This is a genomic window from Aliinostoc maniaoense (genome assembly GCF_058172895.1).
In genome coordinates, this window is the sequence record NZ_CP187952.1 from 5,430,883 (window position 1) to 5,454,772 (window position 23,890).

Sequence of the window (23,890 nt, forward strand, 5' to 3'; positions counted from 1 at the left end):
TCTGTTGGAAAATTTTAGTGAATTGGTATCAGCTATGTTTCCTGAGATAATCTAAATTGACTAGCCTGGGAACGTTCTGGCAATTGAGGGAAAAAGTGTGAAACTGGCTTTTATTATTGATCCCATCCATCAGCTTGATCCATGTCATGACACGAGCGTTGCATTGATGGAAGCAGCCCAAATTTTAGGACATGAAATTTGGGTAACTCAAGCTAATTGGCTGAGTGTGGTAGACAGCAAAGCTTGGGCAATTTTACAGCAGGTGGAAATTACACCAGTTGAGTTGGTAGAGGGACGCTGGATAGCGGCGAATCCTTGGTATAAGTTAAGCGAGCGTTCTTTCCTGTCACTGGAAACGATGGATGCTGTATTTATGCGGACAGATCCACCTGTGAATGATGCTTACCTCTACGCTACTTATATTCTGGACTACATTGATCAAAGTAAAACCTTGGTGATTAATAATCCTAGTGGTATCCGTAGCGCAAACGAAAAAATGTATGCCCTCCAGTTTACCAAAGCTATTCCAGAAACTATTGTGAGTGCTGATAAGCAGTTCATTCGGCAATTTGTGGAAGCTAAGGGAGCAACAGTGCTTAAACCATTGGGTAATAAGGCTGGGGAAGGGATTTTATTTTTGCAATCAGGCGATCGCAATTTTAACTCCATTGTGGAACTGAGTACTTACCAAGGTCGATTACCTGTGATGGTACAAACTTATTTACCAGAAGCAAAAGAAGGTGATAAGCGAATTATCCTTTTGAATGGAGAGCCAATTGGCGCACTCAATCGTCTATCGAGTGGCAGTGATTTTCGTAACAATATGGCCACTGGTGGAACAGTGGCTAAAACCGAAATTACCCCCAGAGAGTACGAAATCTGCACCGAAGTAGCTGCAAAATTACGCCAAGACGGTTTAATTTTTGTCGGTATTGATGTAATTGGCGGTTACTTAACGGAAGTAAATGTCACTAGCCCTACTGGAGTCCGAGAAATCGACAGGCTTGATGGTACTCGCCTTGCTCATCAAGTGATTAAATGGGTTGAGCAAACCTTAAAAATAAAAAACTAAAATAATTGACATTTATAGTTGCATTTTTGCTTTGCCCTCACAAGTCCCTGGCAGAGAATGCAACACAAAAATTGGTTCACGAATCAACATCAATTAACCTGGTTGATTGATGTTGATTTGTTACCAAACATATATTTACGCAGATAGCAACTACACTGCTAACCACCGCATTTCCCCCATCTCTTTTAGAGCTTGAGAATTAACCGATTTCATATACCACTGAGTGTGACCTAAGACTACAAATTTTAATAATCTCAAATCTAAACCGTCTAATTCCGTGGTGGTGTGCGTCGTCTTTGCAGAAACTCAGGAATATCCAAACCAGTCTTTTCTTTAGGCTCTGGAGTCACGGCTGGGGGATTAGCTGGTGGCTGTGGAGATGGACGCTTAGGATTATTTGTCACACGGGCATTGGCAACATTCTGTTGTGGTGCGGCTTGTATTTCCCCTGTAAAACCAGTAGCAATCACAGTGATCCTCACTTCACCTTGTAGCCTGTCATCAATGACTGCACCAAAAATAATATTAGCGTTGGGATCAACTACTTCATAGATCGTCTCTGCGGCTGCATTAACTTCATGTAAAGTCAGATCACTACCACCAGTAATATTAAAGACAACGCCTCTAGCCCCTTCAATAGAACATTCTAACAGTGGTGAAGAAATAGCTGCGATCGCCGCTTCTCTCGCTCTTGATTTTCCAGAACTTACACCAATGCCCATCAATGCCGAACCTGCATCTGCCATCACAGCCCGAACATCAGCAAAGTCTACGTTTACCAAGCCAGGAATTGTAATGATATCCGAAATCCCCTGCACACCTTGACGTAATACGTCATCAGCATAACGAAAAGCCTCTTGTACTGGTGTTTGCTCAGGAATCACTTCCAACAGCTTATTGTTAGGAATGATAATTAATGTATCAACCCTACTTTTAAGCCCTTCAATACCTTGTTCTGCTTGGGTAGTACGACGACGACCTTCAAACACAAAAGGACGGGTTACTACACCCACAGTCAATGCACCCATTTCTTTGGCTACTTCTGCCACAATGGGAGCCGCACCTGTACCTGTACCACCTCCCATACCAGCAGTAATAAACACCAAATCAGCCCCCTCTAAAGCGGTAGCAATTTCATCCCTTGATTCTTCCGCCGCCTTTTGACCAATAGCAGGATTACCACCAGCCCCTAATCCTCTGGTGAGTTTTTGTCCAATTTGTAACCGACTAGGTGCGCCTGCTAAAGTCAACGCTTGAGCATCCGTGTTAATTGACCAAAACTCCACCCCGGAAACATCAGATTCAATCATGCGATTAACTGCATTTCCACCGCCACCACCTACACCGATGACTTTGATGTTGGCTACCCGTCCTGGGACAATCTCACCAATTCTGCTATTTTCAGTATTGATCTTCTTGCTGTCGTGGTTTTGTCCAAAATTCAGTCCAGAGTGATTAAAAGGGTTAGATGCGTTCACCGCTAAGGAGAAACCAGGTTGTCCTAAAGATTGGGAGTTTTTATAGGTAAGCTCTTGGTTATTATCAAGTGTCATTGGATTTACAAAGGTAGATAAACGACTTTATTTCGGATGTTATTTGCCTAGAAGTCAACTATAGTTTGACAATGCCATAGATTTTGGCACTGTTATTTATTTTTGTCGCCACTTCCAACCTGAGTAAGATCGTCCGTGGAGAACTTCGCTACGGCATCAGCTATGAAGCCAACTGATCGCACAGTTAATTCTAGAGAAGTATACCTATATTTACTTAAAATTGATCTGTATAACTTCCACAAGATATTAATATTTTTGCCACATTGCTGATTTTGCATAGTATACCCTTGGTATATCAGATCCGCTTCCTTTGTTAAGGATTGAATTTGATCACTGATACTACTATTCACACTATTGCTGTTTATCTTATTTATGGGAGTCCGTACTGAGTACACCTTGTGCTGATTTTTATAAATTTTAGAAAAATAATACTGAGAATAAATGTTTTTAATTCCTTGCTGATTAGTTGTAGCGGTTAACTCTAAGCAATTAGACATACACTTCATAAAAATACAAATAAAAACATTCTAAAAATTATGAGCTTATAAAACAGGTGGCACAGACAAGGCACATGATGTCTTATCTGCCTTAATAATATAGTTGATGGGTTTCACAATTGGTAATAATTCCAAATTTTGGTAAAAATTAGTTCGAGAACTTTCCTTTCTCCAAAACTTCCGCCTACAGCACAACTCTGCTAATCATTTATAGAACAATCTACAGCTAGTGCAATCTCTTACCAAGAACAATCAAGTATGTGCCTTTGAAGTCCCAAAGTACAAACTGTTGAAATTATTACTTCTGCTAGAGAGTTAGCTATCTCCCTTTTTTTGGATCATATGTACTAACGGAGAGTCAGGATTTCTCAAATCAATGTACTCAATTTCACTCGGATTCAGTTTTTTAGGTAAGTTACGTATTCTCGCTAGTAAATTAATTTGGTCAGCTAATTGGTTACTGAAAGCCCCAATATGAACATTGCCTATTTCTGTTTTCAATTTTAAATTTGTGGGGTCTTGGCAATCAATTTCCGTAATTTTGACGGAACTTTGACTGATATAAGAATACAACTGATTCCAGTATGAGGCATACTTCTGTGGTGATCCAATCACCTTCAGGCTAGGTAATTTAAAGTTAGGATTCATCAGTGTGTATTTTTCTAGAGGAATCCAAACACCATCTGTATCTAATAAACCTGTACTATCTTTCTGACTATTTCCTTGTTCTCTAGTCTTTTGAGCTACCGCTACAGGCACTCTTTCCTTAATTTCGATGATTAATCCTGGAGGAAAAAGGCGACGGTTAACTGTCGCTTGTGCAATAGTTGGCTGTTTCTTCAAGGATTCAGCAATAACCGCAGGTTGAATCCGCCATAAAGATTGGGGATAAGATAGGTGCAACAACGATTGAACGGCTTCTTGTGAGAGCGATTGATTACCTGATGTGATCAAGATTTGTTGAGGTGTTTTTAACACCCATATCGGTTGGATAGCCACCCAAAATAAACCACCAGCTAGTCCACAGATAGCAAGGGTACGCCAAATCGTTTGCAAAATTTTTACTTGGCGTTGTCGGCGTAATTTTTGACGGCGTTGGGCTAAATCTTTGCGAGAAACAGATACAATCTCACGCATGAGTACCTCATTTTGATTCCACTCTAAATTTATTGTTAGGCTGACAATTATCGATCAAGTTCAGTGTAAATACTGCTATAACCTAGCTACTTTATTGAAAATTAGTCTGATCGTTAGTAACACTTTACAGTAACCTTTATAAAATTCACGTTTTAGTCTTTGCAATTAAGCCACACGTCTGAGTCTTTGGTGCAATCTGTCCCAGACTAGTTTCCTCTTGAGAGAGAAAAGTAATAATTTTTATGACAACTAAATAATAAAATACGAAGAAATACATACAGACTGTCACTAAAAGTTAGAGATAATTGGTATCTAAGAAGACAGAAAATAGCATCTACATCTTCCAAATGGGAAATATACTAAATTTATCACGCTTTTACAAAGCTTGTAATCCTAGCTACACCTTGAATATGGGTGTAACGCTAGATCGACAGTACTATATAGATTTTGCTGATGTGCGTGGATGCAAGATTGTCGAAGAATTACAACGTACTATCAGTCGTATTTCTCCTGATGAACCAACGTGTCAGTTATTTACAGGTCATATTGGTTGTGGTAAATCAACAGAACTGCAACGTCTCAAAGCAGAGCTAGAATTGGCAGGATTTCATGTAGTTTATTTTGAGTCTAGTCAAGACCTAGACATGGCAGATATTGACATCAGTGATATTCTGCTGAGTGTAGCTCGTCAAGTTAGTGTCAGTTTAGAAGCAATTGGTGTTAAACAGAAACCAGGTTACTTTACGAATTTGTTTAGAGAAATAGGGGATTTTTTGCAAACACCCATAGAACTCTCTGGTGAAGCTGAATTTTCCTTGGGTATTGCTAAAATTACTGCTAAAACCAAAGACAGCACTCAGTTACGTAATCAACTCAGACAATATTTAGAACCTCGTACTAATAGCATTCTGCAAGCCATTAATGAAGAGATATTAGACAAAGCAATTGAACAGCTCAAGTTGCGCGGTCAAAAAGGACTAGTAGTCATTGTAGATAATTTAGATCGAGTAGATATGCGTCCAATGGCATCTGGACGAACACAACCAGAATATCTCTTTATTGATAGAGGCGAACAGTTACGCCGACTCAAATGTCATGTAGTTTATACTATTCCCTTAGCGTTAATTTTCTCTAATGAGTACGAAGCTTTGAAAAATCGCTTGGGTGGGGGTATTGCACCCAAGGTTTTACCAATGGTACTGGTACGACAAAGAGATGGTAGTGATTATGAACCAGGGATGTTGCTATTGCGTCAGCTGGTGTTAGCCAGAGCTTTTCCAGAATTTCCTTCTGGGGAGAGAGAACAATTTATTACAGAGTTATTTGATTCAGTAGAAACTTTAGATCGTTTATGTCGCGTCAGTGGCGGACATATACGTAACTTATTAGGTTTACTTTACAGTTGTCTGCAAAGACAAGATCCGCCATTTTCTAGAGACTGCTTAGAAGCTGTGATTAAAGACTACCGTGATGATTTGCTATTAGCCATTGATGAATGTCAGTGGGAGTTGTTATTTGAAGTGGTACAACAGCAGAGTGTTAAAGGAGAATCTGATTACCAAAGTTTGCTCAGAAGTATGTATCTGTTTGAATATCGAGATCCTAGAGGTCGTTGGTTTGGTATTAGTCCAGCATTAGCAGAGACAGAAAAAGTAACTGCCTGGCAACAACTCAAGTAGTATAAAACTTCAATTTGATATGTAAATTTACTGGCTTCTATTAGTAAATAGGGAATAGGTAAGAAGCCAGTTTCAGTTTCTAATTAAATTTTCAAACAAACAAATATAAGTTATACCAATTTTGGATTTTGCGGAAAGTCTGTAGCTTGCTTCCCGCAGGGTGCGGAGGTTTCCTCCGTACAGAACTTTCCAAGACGGATTTTGGATTAAAAGCCTAAATTCTTAGCCTATTCCAGAATATTGAAACAATACTACCTATCCCAATTCGGTATTACCCAAAAAAGTTTTAACGATTGAATATGCAAAATTTAAATTAATCAATCGAAACTTTACTAAAGTTTGAATTTTAATGGATGCTGAATTTGTTAAAACAATAACATCAGCAATTACCATGATACAAAATTAGAATAAATTGCTGATGCCTATTTTTTAGGTTTCCCATTTAGCAAGAAAAATGTAAAATTTTTTATGAGCTTTTCACATTATGTATTGATGAATTTTATGAATAATTTTTAGATTTATGATTATGACACAATGTCAAATGACAACAGCGATCGCTAACAGTAATCAACATTCTCTACAAAGATTAATTAGGTCGATTAAGCTTTCTAAAGACCAATTTTCTCTAATTTTAGTACGGTGTAATTATCAGCATCTACGGGAGCAGATGTTGGAAGGACTACGTTCTCAAAGTCAAGACATCAATATTAGAGAGATATTTCTACCACCATCGACTACTACTCTACATACAACAATTTCTTCAGAACTATTTCTAGAAAACCCTGCTGTCGCTACAGATTCCTTACCATCAGCTGTCATGGTTTTTGGTCTTGAATCAGTTATTTCTCTAGATGACTTAATCATTGGCATTAATCAAGCACGAGATATCTATGCAGCTACTTTTCCTTTTCCCATAATCTTGTGGCTACAAGATGAAGTAGCATCATCACTTTCTAAGTTAGCACCTGATTTTAAAAGCTGGGCAGCGACGACAATTAAATTTGAAATTGCCAAAGAAGATTTAATTGCATTAATTAGGCAAGAAACTGAATCTTTATTTGCTAAAGTTTTAGAAACAGGTGCTGATAAATTTATATCTAATGCTTCTCTCAATTTAGATCCCAAGTCTCAACATCGTCATGAAATTGAATCGGCTCGTCATGATTTGCTGCGCTTATATAGTATGCAGTTAGAGCCTGGACTAGAAGCAAGTTTAGAATTTGTTTTAGGAAGAGATAAATACGCTAGTGATCAAATTAATAGTGCTTTAGCTCATTATCAAAAAAGCCTAGCTTTATGGCAACAAGAGGCAAAACGACTCAAAGACTTAGGTGCTGTCAAGTGTAATTATTCCTATGAGCTTTGGCAGGCAATGATATCATTTCACCTAGGTTTGTGTTATCGCCGCATGGCAGACTTACACCGAGGTAGTAAAATTAGCTATTGGGAACGTGCTTTGTTATGGTTTGAGCAATGTCTGGAGATATTGACAGAAGCACAAAGAGAAGATTTAGTAGCTAAATTTATTATTTCAGCCTGTGAAATACTACAACGTTTACAAAGGTGGGAGGAATTAAAACTATTAACGCATAAATCTTTAAAATTACATAAAATATATGGCGTTCCAGCCCAAATTGCTCAAGATTACAGCTTTTTAGCTACTATAGAGATTACAGAATCCAATTGGATATTAGCTCATGAACTAGCTAATACAACTTTAGCGATCGCAGAAAAATCTACAGAAATTTCTCCCCATCAAGAAAGTAGATATTTGCTATTATTAGCCAGAACACAGTGGCATTTAGGCAAGCCAGAAGAAGCAATTAGTAACTTAGAATGGGCTAAGGTAGTTTGTGAACTACAGTATGAGCCATCACTGTATATAGAAATTTTAGAAGAGTTGCGATCGCTATATTTTAGCGAACGTCATGACTATGTAGAAGCCTTTAGAATTAAACAAGAAAAAATCCAAATTGAACATCAATATGGCTTCCGAGCTTTTATTGGTGCAAGTCAATTACAACCACAACGTTACAAAATTAACTCATCTTTAGAAACGCAGAAAATTGCAAGTATTCCTGATGATGTTGCTCAGGAGATAGGTGCATCTGGAAGAAATCAAGATATTAATCGATTAATCGAAAGAATTACTCGTGCTGACTATAAACTAACGGTAATTCACGGGCCGTCTGGAGTGGGTAAAAGTTCAATTCTTAAAGCAGGTTTAGTACCTACTCTCGTAGACAAAGTTATTGGTGATCGAATTGCTTTACCCATTGTTTTATCTACCTATAGTGATTGGGTTTCTGGCTTAGTAAGCTCTATAAATCAAGCGATCGCTCAAACAGATATATCTACTAAAGTTGAATTGAATACTCCTATTAATATTTTGGAGAAACTGCGACTAACTGTTGAAAGAAATTATACAATTATTATAATTTTTGATCAGTTTGAAGAATTTTTCTTTATTAATCATCCTGATCAAAGAATAAATTTTTATAATTTCTTAAGTGAATGTTTGAATATACCTTATGTAAAAACAATTATCTCTTTAAGAGAAGATTATTTACATTATTTATTGGAATTTGAAAGATTCAGTAAAATTAGTAGCGAACCTTTATATGACTTAAGCGTAATTAACCAAAATATTTTAGATAAAGATATTCGCTATTATTTAGGGAATTTCTCTATTGAAGATGCTTTAGGTATTGTCTGTAACTTTACACAAAACTCTCATTATGAAATGAGCAGTGAACTAATTAATAAGCTCATACAAGACTTGGCAGGAGAACTAGGAGAAGTTCATCCTATTGAATTGCAAATAGTAGGCGCGCAACTACAAGCAGAAAATATTACTACCTTAGAACAATATAAACTTTGTGGAGGCTCGAAAAAGTTAGTAGAGAGATGGTTAGAAGAAGTTATCAAAGATTGTGGGACTAAAAATGAAGATTTAAGTTGGCAATTGTTGTTTCAGCTAACTGATGAAAAAGGGACACGCCCCTTAAAAACTAAAATTGATTTAGACCAAGCTATCAAACAATATAGTCATGTCACATCAGACTTTGAATCCTCCAGAGACTTAATTTTAGAAATTTTAATTGGCTCAGGATTAGTATTACGTTGGCGAGAAGAAACAGGCGATCGCTACCAACTAGTACATGATTATTTAGTAGAACCAATTCGGCAAAAAAATAATCATGGCATAGTAGCTCAATTAGAAAGGGTGAAATCTGAAAAAAAGCAAGCTGAAGTAGCGCAACAGGTTTCTCAAGAACAACTTAATGTAATGTTGCGAAGGCGGTTACGAGAAGCACGCATAGCTGGTGTACTCCTAGCAGTCATGGGTAGTACAATTGCCTCCCTATGGTGGCAAGCAGATATGCAAAAAAGAGCCGCGGAAATGCAAACAATTCGCGCCGAACGCAGCGAAACCAACTTACAAATTAGCGCGATCGCAGCATCTAGTGAAGCCCTCTACAGTTCTCATCAGGAATTTGATGCCTTATTAGAAAGTTTACGTGCTTGGAAAAAACTGAAAGATTCAAAAGGTATTCTTCCAGAAACTCAAATGCGTGTCGCTACTGCCTTGCAACAGGCAGTTTATGGAGTTGCTGAGTTAAATCGTCTAGAAGGTCACACTGATATAGTCTGGGGTGTAACATTTAGCCCAAATGGTAAATTATTAGCATCAGCCAGCACTGACCAAACCATCAAGTTATGGCATCGTGATGGCACTTTCAGCCAAACTCTTGTCGGTCATAGTAGTGCCGTGACTAGTGTGAGTTTTAGCCCAGATGGTCAAAGCCTAGCTTCTTCCAGCCTTGATAAAACCGTGCAAATTTGGCGTAGAAACCCCACCACAGGACTATTTGACCAAGAACCATCCATTACCCTGGCTAATGTCGGCAATTGGGTTTATAACGTCACCTTCAGCCCTGATGGAGAGTTAATAGCTACTGCCAGTAGAGATAAAACTGTTAAACTCTGGCGGCGAGATGGCACTTTAGTAACAACACTCAATGGTCACACAGGAGGAGTCAATTGGGTTACTTTTAGCCACGATAGCCAATTTATTGCCTCAGCCAGTGAAGATAACACAGTGAAGATTTGGCACAGGGACGGTACACTAGTCAAAACTTTGTCAGGTCATGAATCAGGAGCAACAGTTGTAGCTTTTAGCCCCAATGGTGAACTGCTGGCTTCAGCTAGTCGAGATAAAACCATCAAACTTTGGCATATAGAACGCAATGGTCAAGACATTAGGGATTTTCAGATATACAAAACCTTAACGCAACATACTAGTACAGTCTGGAGTCTGAGCTTTAGTAGTGATAGTCAAAAATTAGCCTCTGCCAGCGACGATAATACCATCAACCTCTGGAGTCAAACCGGGACATTAATCAAAACTTTGAAAGGTCATAGTGATGCTGTAGTCAGCGTGGCATTTAGTCCTGATAACGAAATGCTGGCATCAGGTAGCTATGACAAAAGTGTGAGATTGTGGAGTATTCAATCTCCTACACTACCAATTTTGCACGGTCATGAGGGGCGGGTTTTAAGTGTTGCTTGGAGTCCTGATAGTCAGATGTTAGCTTCTGCAAGCCGCGATCGCACTGTGAAACTTTGGCGACGAAATTTGATCAATGGTCAAACCGAAACAAATCTTTACAAAACTCTGGTAGGTCATACAGATATTGTCAATAGCGTCAGTATTGACCCCAAAGGTGAAATGATTGCTTCTGGCAGTTATGACCAAACGGTGAAACTTTGGAGTCGAGAAGGGACTTTACTCAAAACTCTCCTAGGACACAGTGATGGCGTGATCAGTATCAATTTTAGCCCTGATGGTGAGTTATTAGTCTCAGCTAGCAGGGATAAAACCGTCAAACTGTGGAATCGTAACGGTAATTTGCTCAAAACCCTAGAAGGGCATCAGGCACGGGTAAATAGTGTGAGTTTCAGTCCAGATGGTCAAGTCATAGCTTCTGCTAGCGACGACAAAACCATCAAACTTTGGCGACGGGATGGAACTTTAATTAAAACCTTAACCCCCCATGAGAGTTGGGTGCTAGGGGTGAGTTTTAGTCCCAAGGAGCAATTGCTAGCTTCTGCGAGTTGGGACAATACAATACGCCTCTGGAGACGAGATGGAACTTTATTACAAACCTTATTAAAGGGATACAGCGACAGCGTTAATGCTGTGACGTTTAGTCCTAACGGAGAAATCCTGGCCTCCGCTAATTGGGACAGCACAGTCAAGCTGTGGAGCCGTGAGGGCAAATTAATTAAAACCCTCAACGGGCATCAATCTCCAGTGTTCAGTGTCAGTTTCAGCCCTGATGGTCAAACGTTAGCATCGGCTAGTGACGACAACACGATTATTCTGTGGAACTTGGATATTGATGATTTACTCAATCGTGGTTGTAATTGGGTCAGTGATTACCTAGCAAACAACAAAAATGTACAAGCTAGCGATCGCTCACTGTGTCAAAATTACAGCCAACAGCCGTAGAATTGAGCTGATGCAACTAAGGTGAGATGCGATCGCTACTGAGCATCTCATTCGCGTTTTCCAAGTCACCGTTTGTATTACTTTCCTCTTGAGACAAATTTGTCATAAAAGCTTGCAGCCTCATACGTTCGATATAAGGCCAACCACCCTCAGACTCAATATCTTTGAGTAGGGCATACAGTCGTTGACGGTTATTCGGCAAACTTTCTTGAAAGGAACTATCCCGGATCTCTCGATGTAACTGCTCCAACTGGCGCAACAACTTTAACAGAGCCGTCACATCTCCTTGACAACTTTGGGCTACATCATGCACTACAGCCGCAATCTTTTGCAACTGTTCTGTCAATTGCCCTGATTCATAACTACTATTTTGGCTCATTCCACCCTCTCGATTACAATCTAGTCTACTCAAATTTACCCAAGATTATTAGCTTTGATTTGATGAGCAGTAACGTGTCAGAAGTCCCTGATAGTAGCTAAATGGGATCAAAGCTGCTTAATTGAGATCAGAGTGCTTTGATCTTGAGTTAAAAAAAATCGTATGATCTGGCTGATTTCCTTTATAAAGCAATGGGCTGTATGTTTTGAAAATACATACATACTACAGAACGACTTGGGCAACACTGCAAATACCTAGAGTATTTGCAAAATGCGAAGCAAAAGCCAATCTTCGTGTTCTTCAAGCACTTATGCCGATCTGAGAGTGTACTCATTCATGCACCCAAACCCTTTAGATACTAATTTTTGACATTGAGGTTGACCATGAGGTATCGCGCTTTAATTGTTGCATTCTTAGCTGTGTGCTTAGGACTACTGACTGCTTGTAGTGATGCTCCTGCTGGTAGCAGTGGGGATATACTCACTTACGAACAAATTCGAGGCACTGGCTTGGCTAACAAATGCCCCCAACTAGCAGAAACAAGCCGTGGCTCAATTCCCCTGGATTCTAGTCAGTCCTACGCCATTAAAGAACTCTGCTTAGAACCCACCAATTTCTTTGTCAAAGAAGAGCCTGCTAATAAACGCCAAAAAGCAGAATTTGTAGCTGGCAAATTGTTGACTAGATACACTTCCACCATTGATCAAGTTTCCGGCGATCTCAATATCAACCCTGATAACAGCTTGACTTTTGTGGAAAAAGATGGACTTGACTTCCAAGCCATCACTGTGCAACTGCCTGGCGGTGAACGAGTACCATTTCTGTTCACTATTAAAAACTTAGTTGCTCAAACTCAACCTGGTTTAACCAGCGTCAATACTTCCACAGACTTTGAAGGAAGTTTTAAAGTGCCTTCCTATCGTGGTGCTGCTTTCCTCGATCCTAAAGGTCGCGGTATCGTCACTGGCTATGACAATGCTGTAGCTTTACCAGCTCAAGCTGATGACGAAGAACTCACCCGTGCTAATGTCAAGCGCGCGCAAATTCTCCAAGGTAAAATTTCTCTACAAGTAGCTAAAGTAGATAGTTCTAGTGGTGAAATTGCTGGTACTTTCGAGAGTGAACAGCCCTCTGATACTGATTTAGGTGCGGCTGAACCTAAAGAAGTTAAGGTTCGTGGTCTGTTTTACGCTAGAGTTGAACCCAATCGTGGCTAAGGGACTTCCAAGTAAAAAATATTCCATTGCTATGCTTAAGTGTTGGAATAATCTATCTCTTGGACTTTCCTAAATGTTTTTGGTGCTTAAAACTTGTTAAACGGTTTACCCCCTATTTCTTTGGGGGTGAATCACAACAAAATTAATGATTTTAAAAGGGTGAAGAACCCTTTTTTATTGGAGATTTGACTACTAGAACCAAATTTCAGTAGATTATAAAGTTCTCTGTTTAGGCTGGGTGTGGGGTGTGGGGTGTCGGGAAAGAATTGGATTTATGAGTCGGTATAGAAGTTAATTAGCGTTTCAGCAAATATGAAGAAAAGTAAATTTTTCTTCATTGCTCAGTAATCATTATTAATCTTTCAGCGGCAGTGAATACTCTATTTACGTGACCAATGATATTAGCAAATCTGTTAATCCACTATGATTACCCACTCTACTTTAAAGAGGATATAAATTAGAGTTGATTACGCTAGTAGCCTTACTGATAATTAAGCATCAGTAACCTACCCAAATATATCGAATGTTGCAACTTATTATAGATTGAATAAATTAAGTACAATTTCGGTTTTATATTTAACCAAAAATTATATATTTTGTCTTTATGTAGCTCAATAAAGCTATAGAAAACACAAATAAACAATACAAAAAACCAAAATATTTTTGCTCATTTAAATTTAGCTCGATTGTCAGTTACTTAGTATTTCACTTATAGAAACTGTCATTGACTATAAATTTGGCTGGGTTATTTAGCACATATCTATTTGAATATCGTGTGATTACAGCCTGCCTTGTTTAAAACAGAGTAATTGATTGTTTATTAATTAAATAAACACGGTGCTATGCCTACCTCAACTACCAATGAATTAAAGTACGAAATTTGGCAGTTGTTGCGAGAATATCAGCTATCTCGCTCAGAAACTGTTCGCAATCAACTTGTAAAACTGAATTTTGGTTTGGTGAGAAAAGAAGCTCACTACTGGATTAATCAATGTCATGAAAACTATGATGATTTAGTTCAGGTTGGTTGCTTGGGTTTAATTCGAGCGATTGAAAGATTTGAATTAACCAAAGGCCATGCTTTTAGTTCCTTTGCTATTCCCTATATCCGGGGTGAAATTCAACACTATCTTCGAGATAAAGGTGTGACAGTCAGGATTCCCAGACGCTACCTAGCAATACAACAACGGGCAATAGGGGTTTCTCGTTCTTTGCGTGTAAAATACAATCGCCAACCAACTGACTCAGAATTGGCAGCAGCACTAGAGATTTCACCAGAGGAATGGCAAGAAATCAAATTAGCTTGGGTAAATCGTGCGCCTTTGAGTTTAGATGTTCCTGTACAAGATGGAGAGGAAGGATCTACTAGCCTGGGAGAGTTAGTTCCAGATCACCAATACCGTAGTTTTCAATTGGCACAAGAAGATCAGATTCGCTTACAACAAGCATTATTCCAGTTAGAACAACGCACCCGTGAAGTTTTAGAGTGCGTGTTTCTACACGATTTGACACAGAAACAAGTAGCAGAACACTTAGGGATTAGCGTGGTTACTGTTTCCCGGAGAGTGAAGAAAGGGTTGGACTTATTGAAACATCTCATGTGTACGGCGGATGATTAAATCATGAATAAGTCAACTGTATTTATACTGTAATTTTTGTGCTAAAAACAACTGCTGAAATAGAAAAAATTAGGTTATAAAGAGAACAACACTTTGCTGACAATTTCGGCAAAGTGGATTTCGATTAATCATTTCCTATAGCGTTTGAGAACGGCTAATGGGCAGAACATCAAAAATTTTAGTTGCAGCTATAGTGACTGTAGCGATCGCTGGATGCGCTTCAGAAGATACACCACAAGCTGTTAATCCTACCCCCAATGCAACACCTGTTGCCAAATCACCATCACCAGCAGCAGCTCAATCTTTTAATAATCCTGTGGTGTCTAGTCAACAAACTACAAAACTCACAGGAACAGCTTCTAACTTAATTCAACCTACTAATGCCACAGAACGGATAACTTTAGTAACTAAAGGGCGAATTGACCCATTTGCCCAAATTGTCGGGCAACCAGTCCCAGAAATGTCACAGAATACTACTACTAAACCAGTTCCTTCTTTACCCCCTTTACCAATTGCTAAGAAACCACAGAAGGGCAACACCACCAACAACCAAACTACTGCAACTCAAAATAAGATAGGCCGGGTAGCTAAGTCACCTAGCTTAACTCCAGTTTTACCTAAAGTTTTACCCCCGGTAGTTCCTAATCCCACCTTAGTGTCAGTTTTACCACCACCAGCACAGCCTGATTTAGCAAAAGCAGTGATGGTGACAGGGGTAGTTATCGTTGGTAAAGTACCCCAAGCAATTATCAAAATCCCAAATGAATTATCAAGTCGTTATGTGGAAGCAGGACAGCGACTGGCAAACGGTGTTTTGGTGAAACGAATTGAAATGAATCAAGGTTCCAATCCGATTGTAATTCTGGAACAATACGGTATTGAGGTAGCAAGAACAGTAGGCGAAGCACCAACAGGTACAACCCCCGCCACCAGTCCTGTTTCTATGACAACACCTACCTCAAATACTGATAGTGTTGGAGTTTGATCCGAATGGAGACTACAGAAAAAATTGAGTTTGCTGGTTTACCATTAGCAGTATATCGAGAGATAGCAGCGCATCTGCGTCAAGTTCCAGGGGTAGAAGTGGATTTAATTCCTCAGTCTTCTGGACAGTTTGACTATCATCAAAGCCAAATTGCAGGCTTGTATATTTCTGGGACAGCAAACTCTAATTTTGAGAGTCGGCAACGTGTGCAGCAAATATTGGCTTACTACCAAAATAAGTATAGTAGTTGAGGGTTTGGTAAACTCAGTGGTATTTGGTATTGATGGGGATGAGTAAAATTTGCTGCATCCTAGTTGTATTGTGTTGGGTGGGAATCGTCTGAACCCAACTTCAATCATTTATTAATTACTATTACTATCTGAATCAAAAAATTACATTTCAGTGATGCAATTACAGATTGCTGAGGTAAACTTGCTAGCAATATAATGCAAAAAATTTCTCAGCTGCTCTTCGGTCTGGGCATCACTTAAAATGGAACACTGGCAATTTCTGATTCAGAAACAGGGCGATCGCTCCTGGCAATCTCTAGAATCGCCAAGCACAGAGATTAGGGAAGGTCGGTATAGAGTTTTAGCTCTCTCACAACTGCCTAATACAGATGTGGAAGTGCGTGTCACTCACTTTTCCCCTCAAGAAACACCACCAAAACGACGCATTCAAAAGCGGGTACGTCGCACTAACGCGGATGGCTTAATGGCTGTGATTCCTTTTACTTACCTGAAAGCGGGGATTTGGGAATTACGCTGTTCTGGGGATTTGATGTCAGATATGTTAGGACAACCCTGGCAATATGGTGTTTATTTACAAGTATTGTCTCAGGAAGTAGACGAGGCAGGTGTTGCTCCAAAACCAGAATCATTTCATTATCCATCTGAGAGTGGTTTGGTATCTGATGGGTTTACAGAGCTAGCAATTACTAACCAGAACCAATTCTTAGCTACAGATATAGATCAAGAAAGGTTGAATGATGAGCCTGTTAGCCCAGTCTGGGTTAAAGGTGAAACAGCCGAGCAGATTTTACAAAATTTAATTGATTTAGCTTTACCGACCTCTGATCCCCTAATCCCAGAGGAAAAAGTTGAAGAATACCCCATAAAACAGTCACAATGTCCTCTAGTATTGACCTTAGATCGGGAAACTTATATTACTCGTTGGGGTCATGTACTGACTATTCATGGGAATGTACAGTTAAGAGAAAATTACCAGATAGATAGAAACTTCCAGCCAGAAAATCTCTATGATTTGGAATTGAGAATTGAACTGCGATCGCCTGAAAGTTTGGCAGTTTTGACTCAGATCCGCCAATCTTTAGGAGAGCAAACCCTACCTTTTACTCTGCGCTCTGCAATTGATATTCCGGCTGAGTGTGAATCAAAACTAATTTTGGCAGATATTAGTTTATATGGCTGTGTCTTAACTGCTCGGGAAATGACGCTTTTAGCTAGCCAGTCTTTCACGATTACAGCAGATGTCACACAATTGTTAGCAGTGACTACAACAACCCCATCTAGTAATGATAGTCACACCCCAACCATATCAACGCCTGAACCATCGATGAGGCTTGATTTGGAATTGTTCAATTTAGTAAAAAATCCCCCGACAGGAGAATCTCAGCTAACTTATCCAGTGGCAAATATACCCTTACCAGAGTCAATTGCACCGCTAGCAATTCAGAAAACAGTTGACTCTCGTGGGCTACAATTACCAAAATTGCCTGAGCATCAAACTGATGTAGTGATTAATGAAGACGGATTAGCAGAATCGAATTTAGAAGTTGCTGTCAGCATACAGGATGAAACTACAGTCCCAATGAATCCTGCTCCCATTAATTTGGAGCAATTGGTGATTAAACATCGGCGATCGCGTCTAAATGGTAGTAGCTTTCCTTACTTAAAACGTCTACAAACTGCTGGGGCTACAACTGAAGTGGCGAATGGGGAAATATCCAATAATGTAGATATTCCAATCGTTGAGAACTTACCAGAACTAGATTCAAATATAAATGAAAATACTCAAGAGTCTATCGAAAATTATACTGAATATTCAAACGAATCTCTAAGTGAATCGGAAATTACCCCCACTCCAGAGTTAATCTCTGCTGCTGATGCTGAACCAGAGACTCTAGAAACCTCACAATTGAGTGAAGAAATTCTACAAAGCTCAGAGTTAATCTCTGCTGCTGATGCTGAATCAGAGACTATAGAAACTTCACAATTGAGTGATGCTGCTGTCCAAGAAAGACCTAATGTACCAAATTTTTACTCATCACCTCTGATTAGAAAATGGATGCAGAGCCAAGGCTATGCCTTACCTGAAACCATAGATCAGCAAGATTTAGAGGCAGAGGAATTAGAGGAGGCGATCGCAGTTGATCAATTACCTGTATCTATTGTTGATGATCAAACGACAACTCTGGCAGTCAGTCCAGAGGTGGTAACAGCAATTACAGAGGCAGATCAGTTTAGTGATCAGAGTACAACTTTGGAAGTGAGTGCAGATGAGGGAATAGCAACTACAGAGGAGGAAACTTTACTAGTAGAGGAGATGGAAAATCAGGAATACGAACCAGAATCCACTGCTATAATTCCTGCACTACAACTACCACCTGGGAAGGAAACTGACACCAATTTAGCTTGGTTAGCAGAAGAAATTGTTGTGGATGACGTTTTTAATCAAGAAGATGTAGATTTCAGCGAAAAACCGACGGCGCAAGTGGAGAATCCCTCAATAGGCACTTTATCTATTTTTGCATCTTTGAGTGGAGAACCTGTAGAACCTTTACCAATTCCGCAACTGCACGTACCCGAAGGTGAACTGATTGCAGGTAATTCTATTAGGGTGCGAGTTGAACTCCCGAAAGTTCCACCACAGGTAGTGGCTAAATTATGGGTGGAAGATTGTCAAACGCGCTGGTTGCTAGATGGCCCTCACTTGCTGACTGAATTATTACCTAATTCGGCGGGGGGAATGGAAGTGATGATTCCCTTGAATATTCCCTTTGGCTGCTTGGAAATTCGCATAGAAGCGATCGCATTAAATAGAGCTACTCAACAAGAAAGTCACAAAGTTAGTGTGTTTCGGACTGTAATTCCCCCAGAATTGGGTAATCCACCACTAGACGAATTACTCACTTTATGATTCAAGCCAGAACAGAATCTGTGTTAAAAATCTTTAGAATTTAAAAAAATTCCCTGCAATTTGCAGTAAGCTCATGTTGAATTGTAGTGTTATTTAACAGGAATCTTTACTATGGCAGCTTCATTTTTGCCTTCTATCTTTGTACCTTTGACTGGTTTGGTTTTTCCAGCCGTAGCAATGGCGTTTATGATGTTATACATTGAGCGCGATGATATTGGTTAATTGAGTAATTAGTAATAGGTAATGAGTCACTGGGGTTATTAATACACCACGAAAAAAGTCAAAACACCATATCAAGTGGTTAAAAGGTTGACTTTTCAATTGTGACTTTTGTTACCTGTGATTAATTTTCATTTAACTCGATTGCTTCACTAATCAGTCATCAAAAGACCGCCTATCTCAAAAAGATAGGCGGCTTTTTAATGACGATTTTTAAACAATTGCTAGATGAATGGTTTCTATCTGGACAAGTTTAGATTGAAGAACCAATTCCAGCGTAGGCCCCATAAAAGAAAATACCTACAACAGTGATTACACCTAACCCTGCGATCGTAGCGACGACCCATAGGGGGATTCTCCCAGTTCCAGCAGACACAGATTTTCCTCCTCTCTTAATAAAAAATCAACACAGGTTTGATAAACCCAGATTCAAAAGCACAGAATCCAGTTAGTTAAAGAAGTAACTGGAAAAGAGAATGCCTAGAACGAAAACCAGCAGTAGTCCTAGGTAAAGAGAAGTCCGGTTGAGTTCTACCGGTTGATTATTAGGATTGGGCGTTCTTTCCATGATTTACCGTTGAATAAACTGCATTGAGGCGATCGCGCCCAAAAAGAATACGGTAGGCACAGCTAATGTGTGTACTGCAAGCCATCTCACCGTAAAAATAGGATAGGTAACTGGTTGGTTGACGTTATTGCCGCTAGTCATGATTTCAAACTAATTTCCAATAAGTTGTTCAACTTGTTTTTTGGCTTCAAAACGATTGTTCACAATTGGCAGTTCTTGCCGTGTTTGTGTGTAATACTCATTAGGACGAGGTGTACCAAACACATCATAAGCCAGCCCGGTGCTGACAAATAACCAGCCAGCAATAAATAATGCTGGAATGGTGATGCTGTGGATTACCCAGTAACGGATACTGGTAACAATATCGGAAAACGGACGTTCTCCAGTAGTCCCTGACATTTAGATTCCTACCTTTACAAAATTGCTATTGAGTTTATTATCCTACAAAGTTTAGAAAGAGTTACAAGTTGCAACTAGCTTCTCATAAAACAAGAAGATACTGAGAACTTAGATTATCACTAAGCGGCCGTTGCTGTTTTAGGAGATTTAGGGACATTGGGTTGATATTTTAGTAATACGCCGCGATCGCCAATGATAAATCCTTGCTCTGGCTGGAGAAAGACAATTTTGTAGAAATTAGCTGCAACTGCTTCTACATCCCGATCTTTTTCCCAGGTTTTACCACCATCACTACTCATTAATAAATTACCGCTACCGCCACCAATCCAAATTTCATCGGGTGTACGATAAGCCAAATCCAATAAACCCCAACTCGTTGACAATTCAGGACTTTCAGCTTCTTGCCATTCCTCTGGGTTCGTGGGGTCGCTAAACTGTACCTGACCTCCCCTCGCTAGTAACCACAATTGCCCATCTTGAGAAAATCCCATATTTTCTACCCGACGTGAGCTATTGCGGTTATGGGGAACCCAAGCATTTTGTCCAGGTTCCCAAATGGAGTAGAAACTGCCTTTAGCAGAAACAGCGACATATTTACCATCGGCAGAGCGTTCCAAGTTACGTACTACCCCAACAGCAGCCTCTACCTGAGCTTTCCAGTTTTTGCCCCCATCTGTGGTTTTGTAGATTGCACCCACATCAGTAGCCATTTCAGCTGAGTTTTCACCCAAAGCATGAATAGAAATTGGATTACCTGGAAGTTGAGAACTTAAGGGGATGCGTGACCAAGAATGACCCTCATCAGTGGTGTGTAGTAGCAAAGAAGGTTCTCCAGCAATCCAACCTTCTTGACCAGCAAAACTGACTGAATCAAACCGATAGCGATCGTCATCTAAAGTCAAGTTCAGAGGTTGCCAAGTATCACCACCATCATTGGTTTCTAAAAGAGTAGTGTTGCTACCCACTAAAAAACCATGTTGGGGATTGTTAGTAAAGGCTATATCTAGTAGCTTGGCCTCCGTTGGCACAGAAATTACTGCCCAAGGATTGTAGCTTGTAGAAGGTACTTTACTACAACCAATACATAAGAAAACGACCATCAACAAAGCCAGAATTTTCTGGTAACTTTTCACAATAACCATTGATCCCATGAGATTTTTTTATTCGTTTCTAAATTTGTGTCAGGTTTAACATTAGTTCGATGACCTCTCCCCAACCCCTCTCCGACACGGAGAGGGGCTTTAAACTCAACCAAAAATTCAGGTTTTGAAGCCTCTACGCCACTTGCTTCTCTACGAGACGCTACGCGAACAAGTCGGGAAACCCGCCCAACGCAGTGGCTTCTCCTTGCAGGGGAGAGGTACTCTAGCGAGAAGCCGCTCCGCGTCTTTGGAGAGGGGTTTTTCTCAAACGTCGAACTCATGTCAGGTTTACATAAAAGGTTTGTCTATCTAGTAGCAAAACTAGATTCAGTGGTTTGAGGGGAGTGGGCAATTAACGCCTACTGAGTATATTTTTCTTTTCTGCTCCCCTACCTCTAGTCTTACTGCAAGCCGTAAAGACTAATAAAAAACAAAAAGGCAAGAGCCAAAGCACCGAAAATCAGAATATTTTTTTGACTTGGTGTCAGGGTATTTACACCTAAACCATAACCAAGATTTTCTTTGAAACCGGATGCTGTACCTGCGGGGCCAATGTTGCTGAAAGCAACTTTTTTAGCCGTACACACGGGACAACGCCAATTGACAGGCAATTCTACAAAAGGTGTCCCGGAAGGAATGTCATGCTTATCATCACCCTTTTCAGGTTCGTAAACATAACCGCAGGCGCGACACTCGTAGCGGTCTAACACTGTAGTTTCAACAGCTTGTTCGCTCATGACTCAGGTCTCGCAGAGGAATTATTAAATATACGTTACAAATTATGACATATTCGTTAGACTTTTCTATCACTCTGACAAATGAATCAAATACCTGAAATCCGTCTGTTTCCCAGATTTCAGAAAAACTAAACAGATATAATGTAAAAGAAAGTAACAGCGTTATTTACACTATAAGCGGTAGATATTCATTGTGTTTGTTCTTAGCGGTTACGAATACCTTCTAGGCTTTCTCATTATCTGTAGCCTAGTTCCTGCCTTAGCACTGTCTGCGTCCAAGCTCCTCAGACCTACGGGTAACAGCCTGGAACGTCGCACCACCTATGAATCTGGGATGGAACCCATCGGCGGTGCCTGGATTCAGTTCAACATCCGCTACTACATGTTTGCGCTGGTCTTTGTGGTCTTTGATGTAGAGACTGTATTCCTTTATCCTTGGGCGGTAGCCTTTCACCGTCTGGGGTTATTGGCATTCATTGAAGCACTGATTTTTATTGCAATTCTTGTAGTCGCCCTAGTTTACGCGTGGCGTAAAGGAGCTTTGGAATGGTCTTAAATTCTAATTTAACCACCCAGGACAAAGAGCGGATCATCAACCCCATTGAGCGTCCTACAGTCACTCAAGACCTGTCAGAAAACGTGATTTTGACCACTGTTGATGACCTCTATAACTGGGCGAGGCTTTCTAGTCTGTGGCCTTTACTGTTTGGTACAGCTTGCTGCTTTATTGAGTTTGCTGCTTTAATTGGCTCACGTTTTGACTTCGACCGCTTCGGATTAATTCCCCGTTCTAGTCCTCGTCAAGCTGATTTGATTATTACAGCCGGGACAATCACCATGAAGATGGCCCCCCAATTGGTACGTCTTTATGAACAAATGCCCGAACCTAAGTATGTAATTGCAATGGGGGCTTGCACTATTACAGGCGGGATGTTCAGCGTTGATTCTCCCACGGCTGTGCGCGGAGTTGATAAGTTGATTCCTGTGGATGTATATTTACCGGGTTGTCCTCCCCGTCCTGAAGCAATTATCGACGCAATTATTAAGCTGCGGAAGAAAATTTCTAATGATTCGATGCAGGAACGGGGACAAATTAAACAAACCCACCGTTTCTACAGCACGACTCATAATATGAAGCCAGTACCAGAAATTTTAACTGGTAAGTATATGCAGTCAGAAACTCGCTTCAATCCACCCAAGGAATTAACAGAAGCGATTGGTTTACCAGTTCCACCTGCACTGTTGACAGCAAAGACACAGAAGGAGGAACAGAACCGTGGCTGATGAAGAACTCAAACCAGTACCCGCCGAAACAGAAGCCATAGTTCCATCTGGGCCGACTTCCCAGTGGTTGACAGAAAATGGTTTTGCTCATGAATCTTTAGCACCTGATAAAAACGGGGTAGAGATTATTAAAGTTGAGGCGAATTTCTTGCTACCCATCGCTACAGCTTTGTATGCTTACGGGTTTAATTATCTTCAGTTTCAATCGGGTATTGATCTTGGCCCGGGGGAAGACTTAGTTAGTGTATATCACTTGGTGAAAGTGGGTGACAACGCTGATAAACCTGAAGAAGTGCGGGTTAAAGTTTTCCTCCCACGGGAAAATCCGGTAGTGCCTTCAGTTTACTGGATTTGGAAGACTGCCGACTGGCAAGAACGTGAATCTTACGATATGTTTGGCATTATCTACGAAGGACACCCCAATTTGAAGCGGATTTTAATGCCAGAAGATTGGGTGGGTTGGCCTTTGCGTAAGGATTACATCTCGCCTGATTTCTACGAGTTGCAGGATGCTTATTAGACTGTGCTGAGTCTCAACTGGTGAGAATTTTGATTTCTCATTTTTAACCCCTTTCCGGCGGCGGAGAGGGGTAATGTTTTTTCAGGGTAGCATAGAAGATCATGGATGCTTCTACCCGATACATCTGAGGTTTTTTGATTTAAGGCAAGTGTACGTCACGCAAAGAAGCAGAGGGGAGGAGGCAAGATTGTTTGGGTTGGGGCTGGATA

At 40.1% G+C, this 23,890-nt stretch carries 21 protein-coding genes; 12 read left to right on the forward strand and 9 right to left on the reverse strand.

The window, feature by feature from the left end; translation table 11 throughout:
• Positions 1-97 precede the first annotated feature (97 nt).
• Positions 98-1,072, forward strand: coding sequence for a glutathione synthase (gene gshB / locus ACPZ3T_RS23740; RefSeq protein ID WP_490271904.1), 975 nt, complete (start codon positions 98-100; stop codon positions 1,070-1,072).
• A 269-nt stretch (positions 1,073-1,341) separates the two neighbouring features.
• Here gshB and ftsZ read toward each other — a convergent pair whose 3' ends face one another.
• Positions 1,342-2,625, reverse strand: coding sequence for a cell division protein FtsZ (ftsZ, locus tag ACPZ3T_RS23745; protein WP_490271905.1), 1,284 nt, complete (start codon positions 2,623-2,625; stop codon positions 1,342-1,344).
• Between the two features lie 812 nt (positions 2,626-3,437).
• Positions 3,438-4,259 carry a cell division protein FtsQ/DivIB gene (locus ACPZ3T_RS23750; protein WP_490271906.1) on the reverse strand — a complete coding sequence of 274 codons (822 nt, stop codon included), beginning with the start codon at positions 4,257-4,259 and terminating at the stop codon, positions 3,438-3,440.
• Between the two features lie 347 nt (positions 4,260-4,606).
• On the opposite strand from ACPZ3T_RS23750, the gene ACPZ3T_RS23755 reads away from it, so the two are divergent.
• Positions 4,607-5,938: a P-loop NTPase fold protein gene (locus ACPZ3T_RS23755; RefSeq protein ID WP_490271907.1), complete on the forward strand. Its 1,332-nt coding sequence runs from the start codon at positions 4,607-4,609 to the stop codon at positions 5,936-5,938.
• A gap of 526 nt (positions 5,939-6,464) precedes the next feature.
• Positions 6,465-11,453, forward strand: a complete 4,989-nt coding sequence (locus tag ACPZ3T_RS23760; protein ID WP_490271908.1) for a WD40 domain-containing protein — start codon at positions 6,465-6,467, stop codon at positions 11,451-11,453.
• 16 nt (positions 11,454-11,469) lie between these two features.
• Here the strand turns inward: ACPZ3T_RS23760 and ACPZ3T_RS23765 are convergent, their stop codons facing one another.
• A complete protein-coding gene (locus tag ACPZ3T_RS23765; RefSeq protein ID WP_490271909.1) occupies positions 11,470-11,832 on the reverse strand; it encodes a hypothetical protein in 363 nt (120 codons plus the stop codon).
• 383 nt (positions 11,833-12,215) lie between these two features.
• On the opposite strand from ACPZ3T_RS23765, the gene ACPZ3T_RS23770 reads away from it, so the two are divergent.
• The 6 genes from ACPZ3T_RS23770 (at position 12,216) to psaI (ending at position 19,034) form a co-directional block, all read left to right on the forward strand.
• The gene (locus tag ACPZ3T_RS23770; RefSeq protein ID WP_490271910.1) at positions 12,216-13,049 is read left to right on the forward strand and encodes a photosystem II manganese-stabilizing polypeptide; all 834 of its coding nucleotides are present in this window, start codon (positions 12,216-12,218) and stop codon (positions 13,047-13,049) included.
• 842 nt (positions 13,050-13,891) lie between these two features.
• A complete protein-coding gene (locus tag ACPZ3T_RS23775; RefSeq protein WP_490271911.1) occupies positions 13,892-14,668 on the forward strand; it encodes an RNA polymerase sigma factor SigF in 777 nt (258 codons plus the stop codon).
• 157 nt (positions 14,669-14,825) lie between these two features.
• Positions 14,826-15,653 (forward strand): hypothetical protein, encoded by an 828-nt coding sequence (locus ACPZ3T_RS23780; RefSeq protein WP_490271912.1) that lies wholly within the window; start codon positions 14,826-14,828, stop codon positions 15,651-15,653.
• Between the two features lie 5 nt (positions 15,654-15,658).
• A complete protein-coding gene (locus ACPZ3T_RS23785; RefSeq protein WP_490271913.1) occupies positions 15,659-15,904 on the forward strand; it encodes a hypothetical protein in 246 nt (81 codons plus the stop codon).
• A 241-nt stretch (positions 15,905-16,145) separates the two neighbouring features.
• Complete coding sequence (locus ACPZ3T_RS23790) at positions 16,146-18,812, forward strand: hypothetical protein (protein ID WP_490271914.1); 2,667 nt, start codon at positions 16,146-16,148, stop codon at positions 18,810-18,812.
• 111 nt (positions 18,813-18,923) lie between these two features.
• Positions 18,924-19,034: a photosystem I reaction center subunit VIII gene (gene psaI / locus ACPZ3T_RS23795; protein ID WP_323268850.1), complete on the forward strand. Its 111-nt coding sequence runs from the start codon at positions 18,924-18,926 to the stop codon at positions 19,032-19,034.
• A gap of 250 nt (positions 19,035-19,284) precedes the next feature.
• Here the strand turns inward: psaI and ACPZ3T_RS23800 are convergent, their stop codons facing one another.
• The 6 genes from ACPZ3T_RS23800 to ACPZ3T_RS23825 form a co-directional block, all read right to left on the reverse strand.
• Positions 19,285-19,407: a photosystem II reaction center protein J gene (locus ACPZ3T_RS23800; protein WP_490271915.1), complete on the reverse strand. Its 123-nt coding sequence runs from the start codon at positions 19,405-19,407 to the stop codon at positions 19,285-19,287.
• Between the two features lie 72 nt (positions 19,408-19,479).
• Complete coding sequence (psbL, locus tag ACPZ3T_RS23805; protein ID WP_010997988.1) at positions 19,480-19,599, reverse strand: photosystem II reaction center protein PsbL; 120 nt, start codon at positions 19,597-19,599, stop codon at positions 19,480-19,482.
• 3 nt (positions 19,600-19,602) lie between these two features.
• A complete protein-coding gene (gene psbF / locus ACPZ3T_RS23810; protein ID WP_236142771.1) occupies positions 19,603-19,740 on the reverse strand; it encodes a cytochrome b559 subunit beta in 138 nt (45 codons plus the stop codon).
• Between the two features lie 9 nt (positions 19,741-19,749).
• Positions 19,750-19,998, reverse strand: coding sequence for a cytochrome b559 subunit alpha (gene psbE, locus ACPZ3T_RS23815; RefSeq protein WP_490271916.1), 249 nt, complete (start codon positions 19,996-19,998; stop codon positions 19,750-19,752).
• 119 nt (positions 19,999-20,117) lie between these two features.
• Complete coding sequence (locus ACPZ3T_RS23820) at positions 20,118-21,140, reverse strand: photosynthesis system II assembly factor Ycf48 (RefSeq protein ID WP_490271917.1); 1,023 nt, start codon at positions 21,138-21,140, stop codon at positions 20,118-20,120.
• A 401-nt stretch (positions 21,141-21,541) separates the two neighbouring features.
• The gene (locus ACPZ3T_RS23825) at positions 21,542-21,877 is read right to left on the reverse strand and encodes a rubredoxin (RefSeq protein WP_490271918.1); all 336 of its coding nucleotides are present in this window, start codon (positions 21,875-21,877) and stop codon (positions 21,542-21,544) included.
• Between the two features lie 193 nt (positions 21,878-22,070).
• Here ACPZ3T_RS23825 and ndhC point away from each other — a divergent pair, with 193 nt between their 5' ends.
• The 3 genes from ndhC to ACPZ3T_RS23840 are packed head-to-tail and all read left to right on the forward strand — an operon-like array spanning position 22,071 to position 23,681.
• Positions 22,071-22,433 carry a photosynthetic/respiratory NAD(P)H-quinone oxidoreductase subunit C gene (gene ndhC / locus ACPZ3T_RS23830; RefSeq protein WP_010997983.1) on the forward strand — a complete coding sequence of 121 codons (363 nt, stop codon included), beginning with the start codon at positions 22,071-22,073 and terminating at the stop codon, positions 22,431-22,433.
• Positions 22,424-23,161, forward strand: coding sequence for a photosynthetic/respiratory NAD(P)H-quinone oxidoreductase subunit K (ndhK, locus tag ACPZ3T_RS23835; RefSeq protein ID WP_490271919.1), 738 nt, complete (start codon positions 22,424-22,426; stop codon positions 23,159-23,161). The genes ndhC and ndhK overlap by 10 nt, the downstream gene beginning before the upstream one ends.
• A complete protein-coding gene (locus ACPZ3T_RS23840; RefSeq protein ID WP_490271920.1) occupies positions 23,154-23,681 on the forward strand; it encodes an NAD(P)H-quinone oxidoreductase subunit J in 528 nt (175 codons plus the stop codon). Before ndhK ends, ACPZ3T_RS23840 begins: the two co-directional genes overlap by 8 nt.
• Positions 23,682-23,890 lie beyond the last annotated feature (209 nt).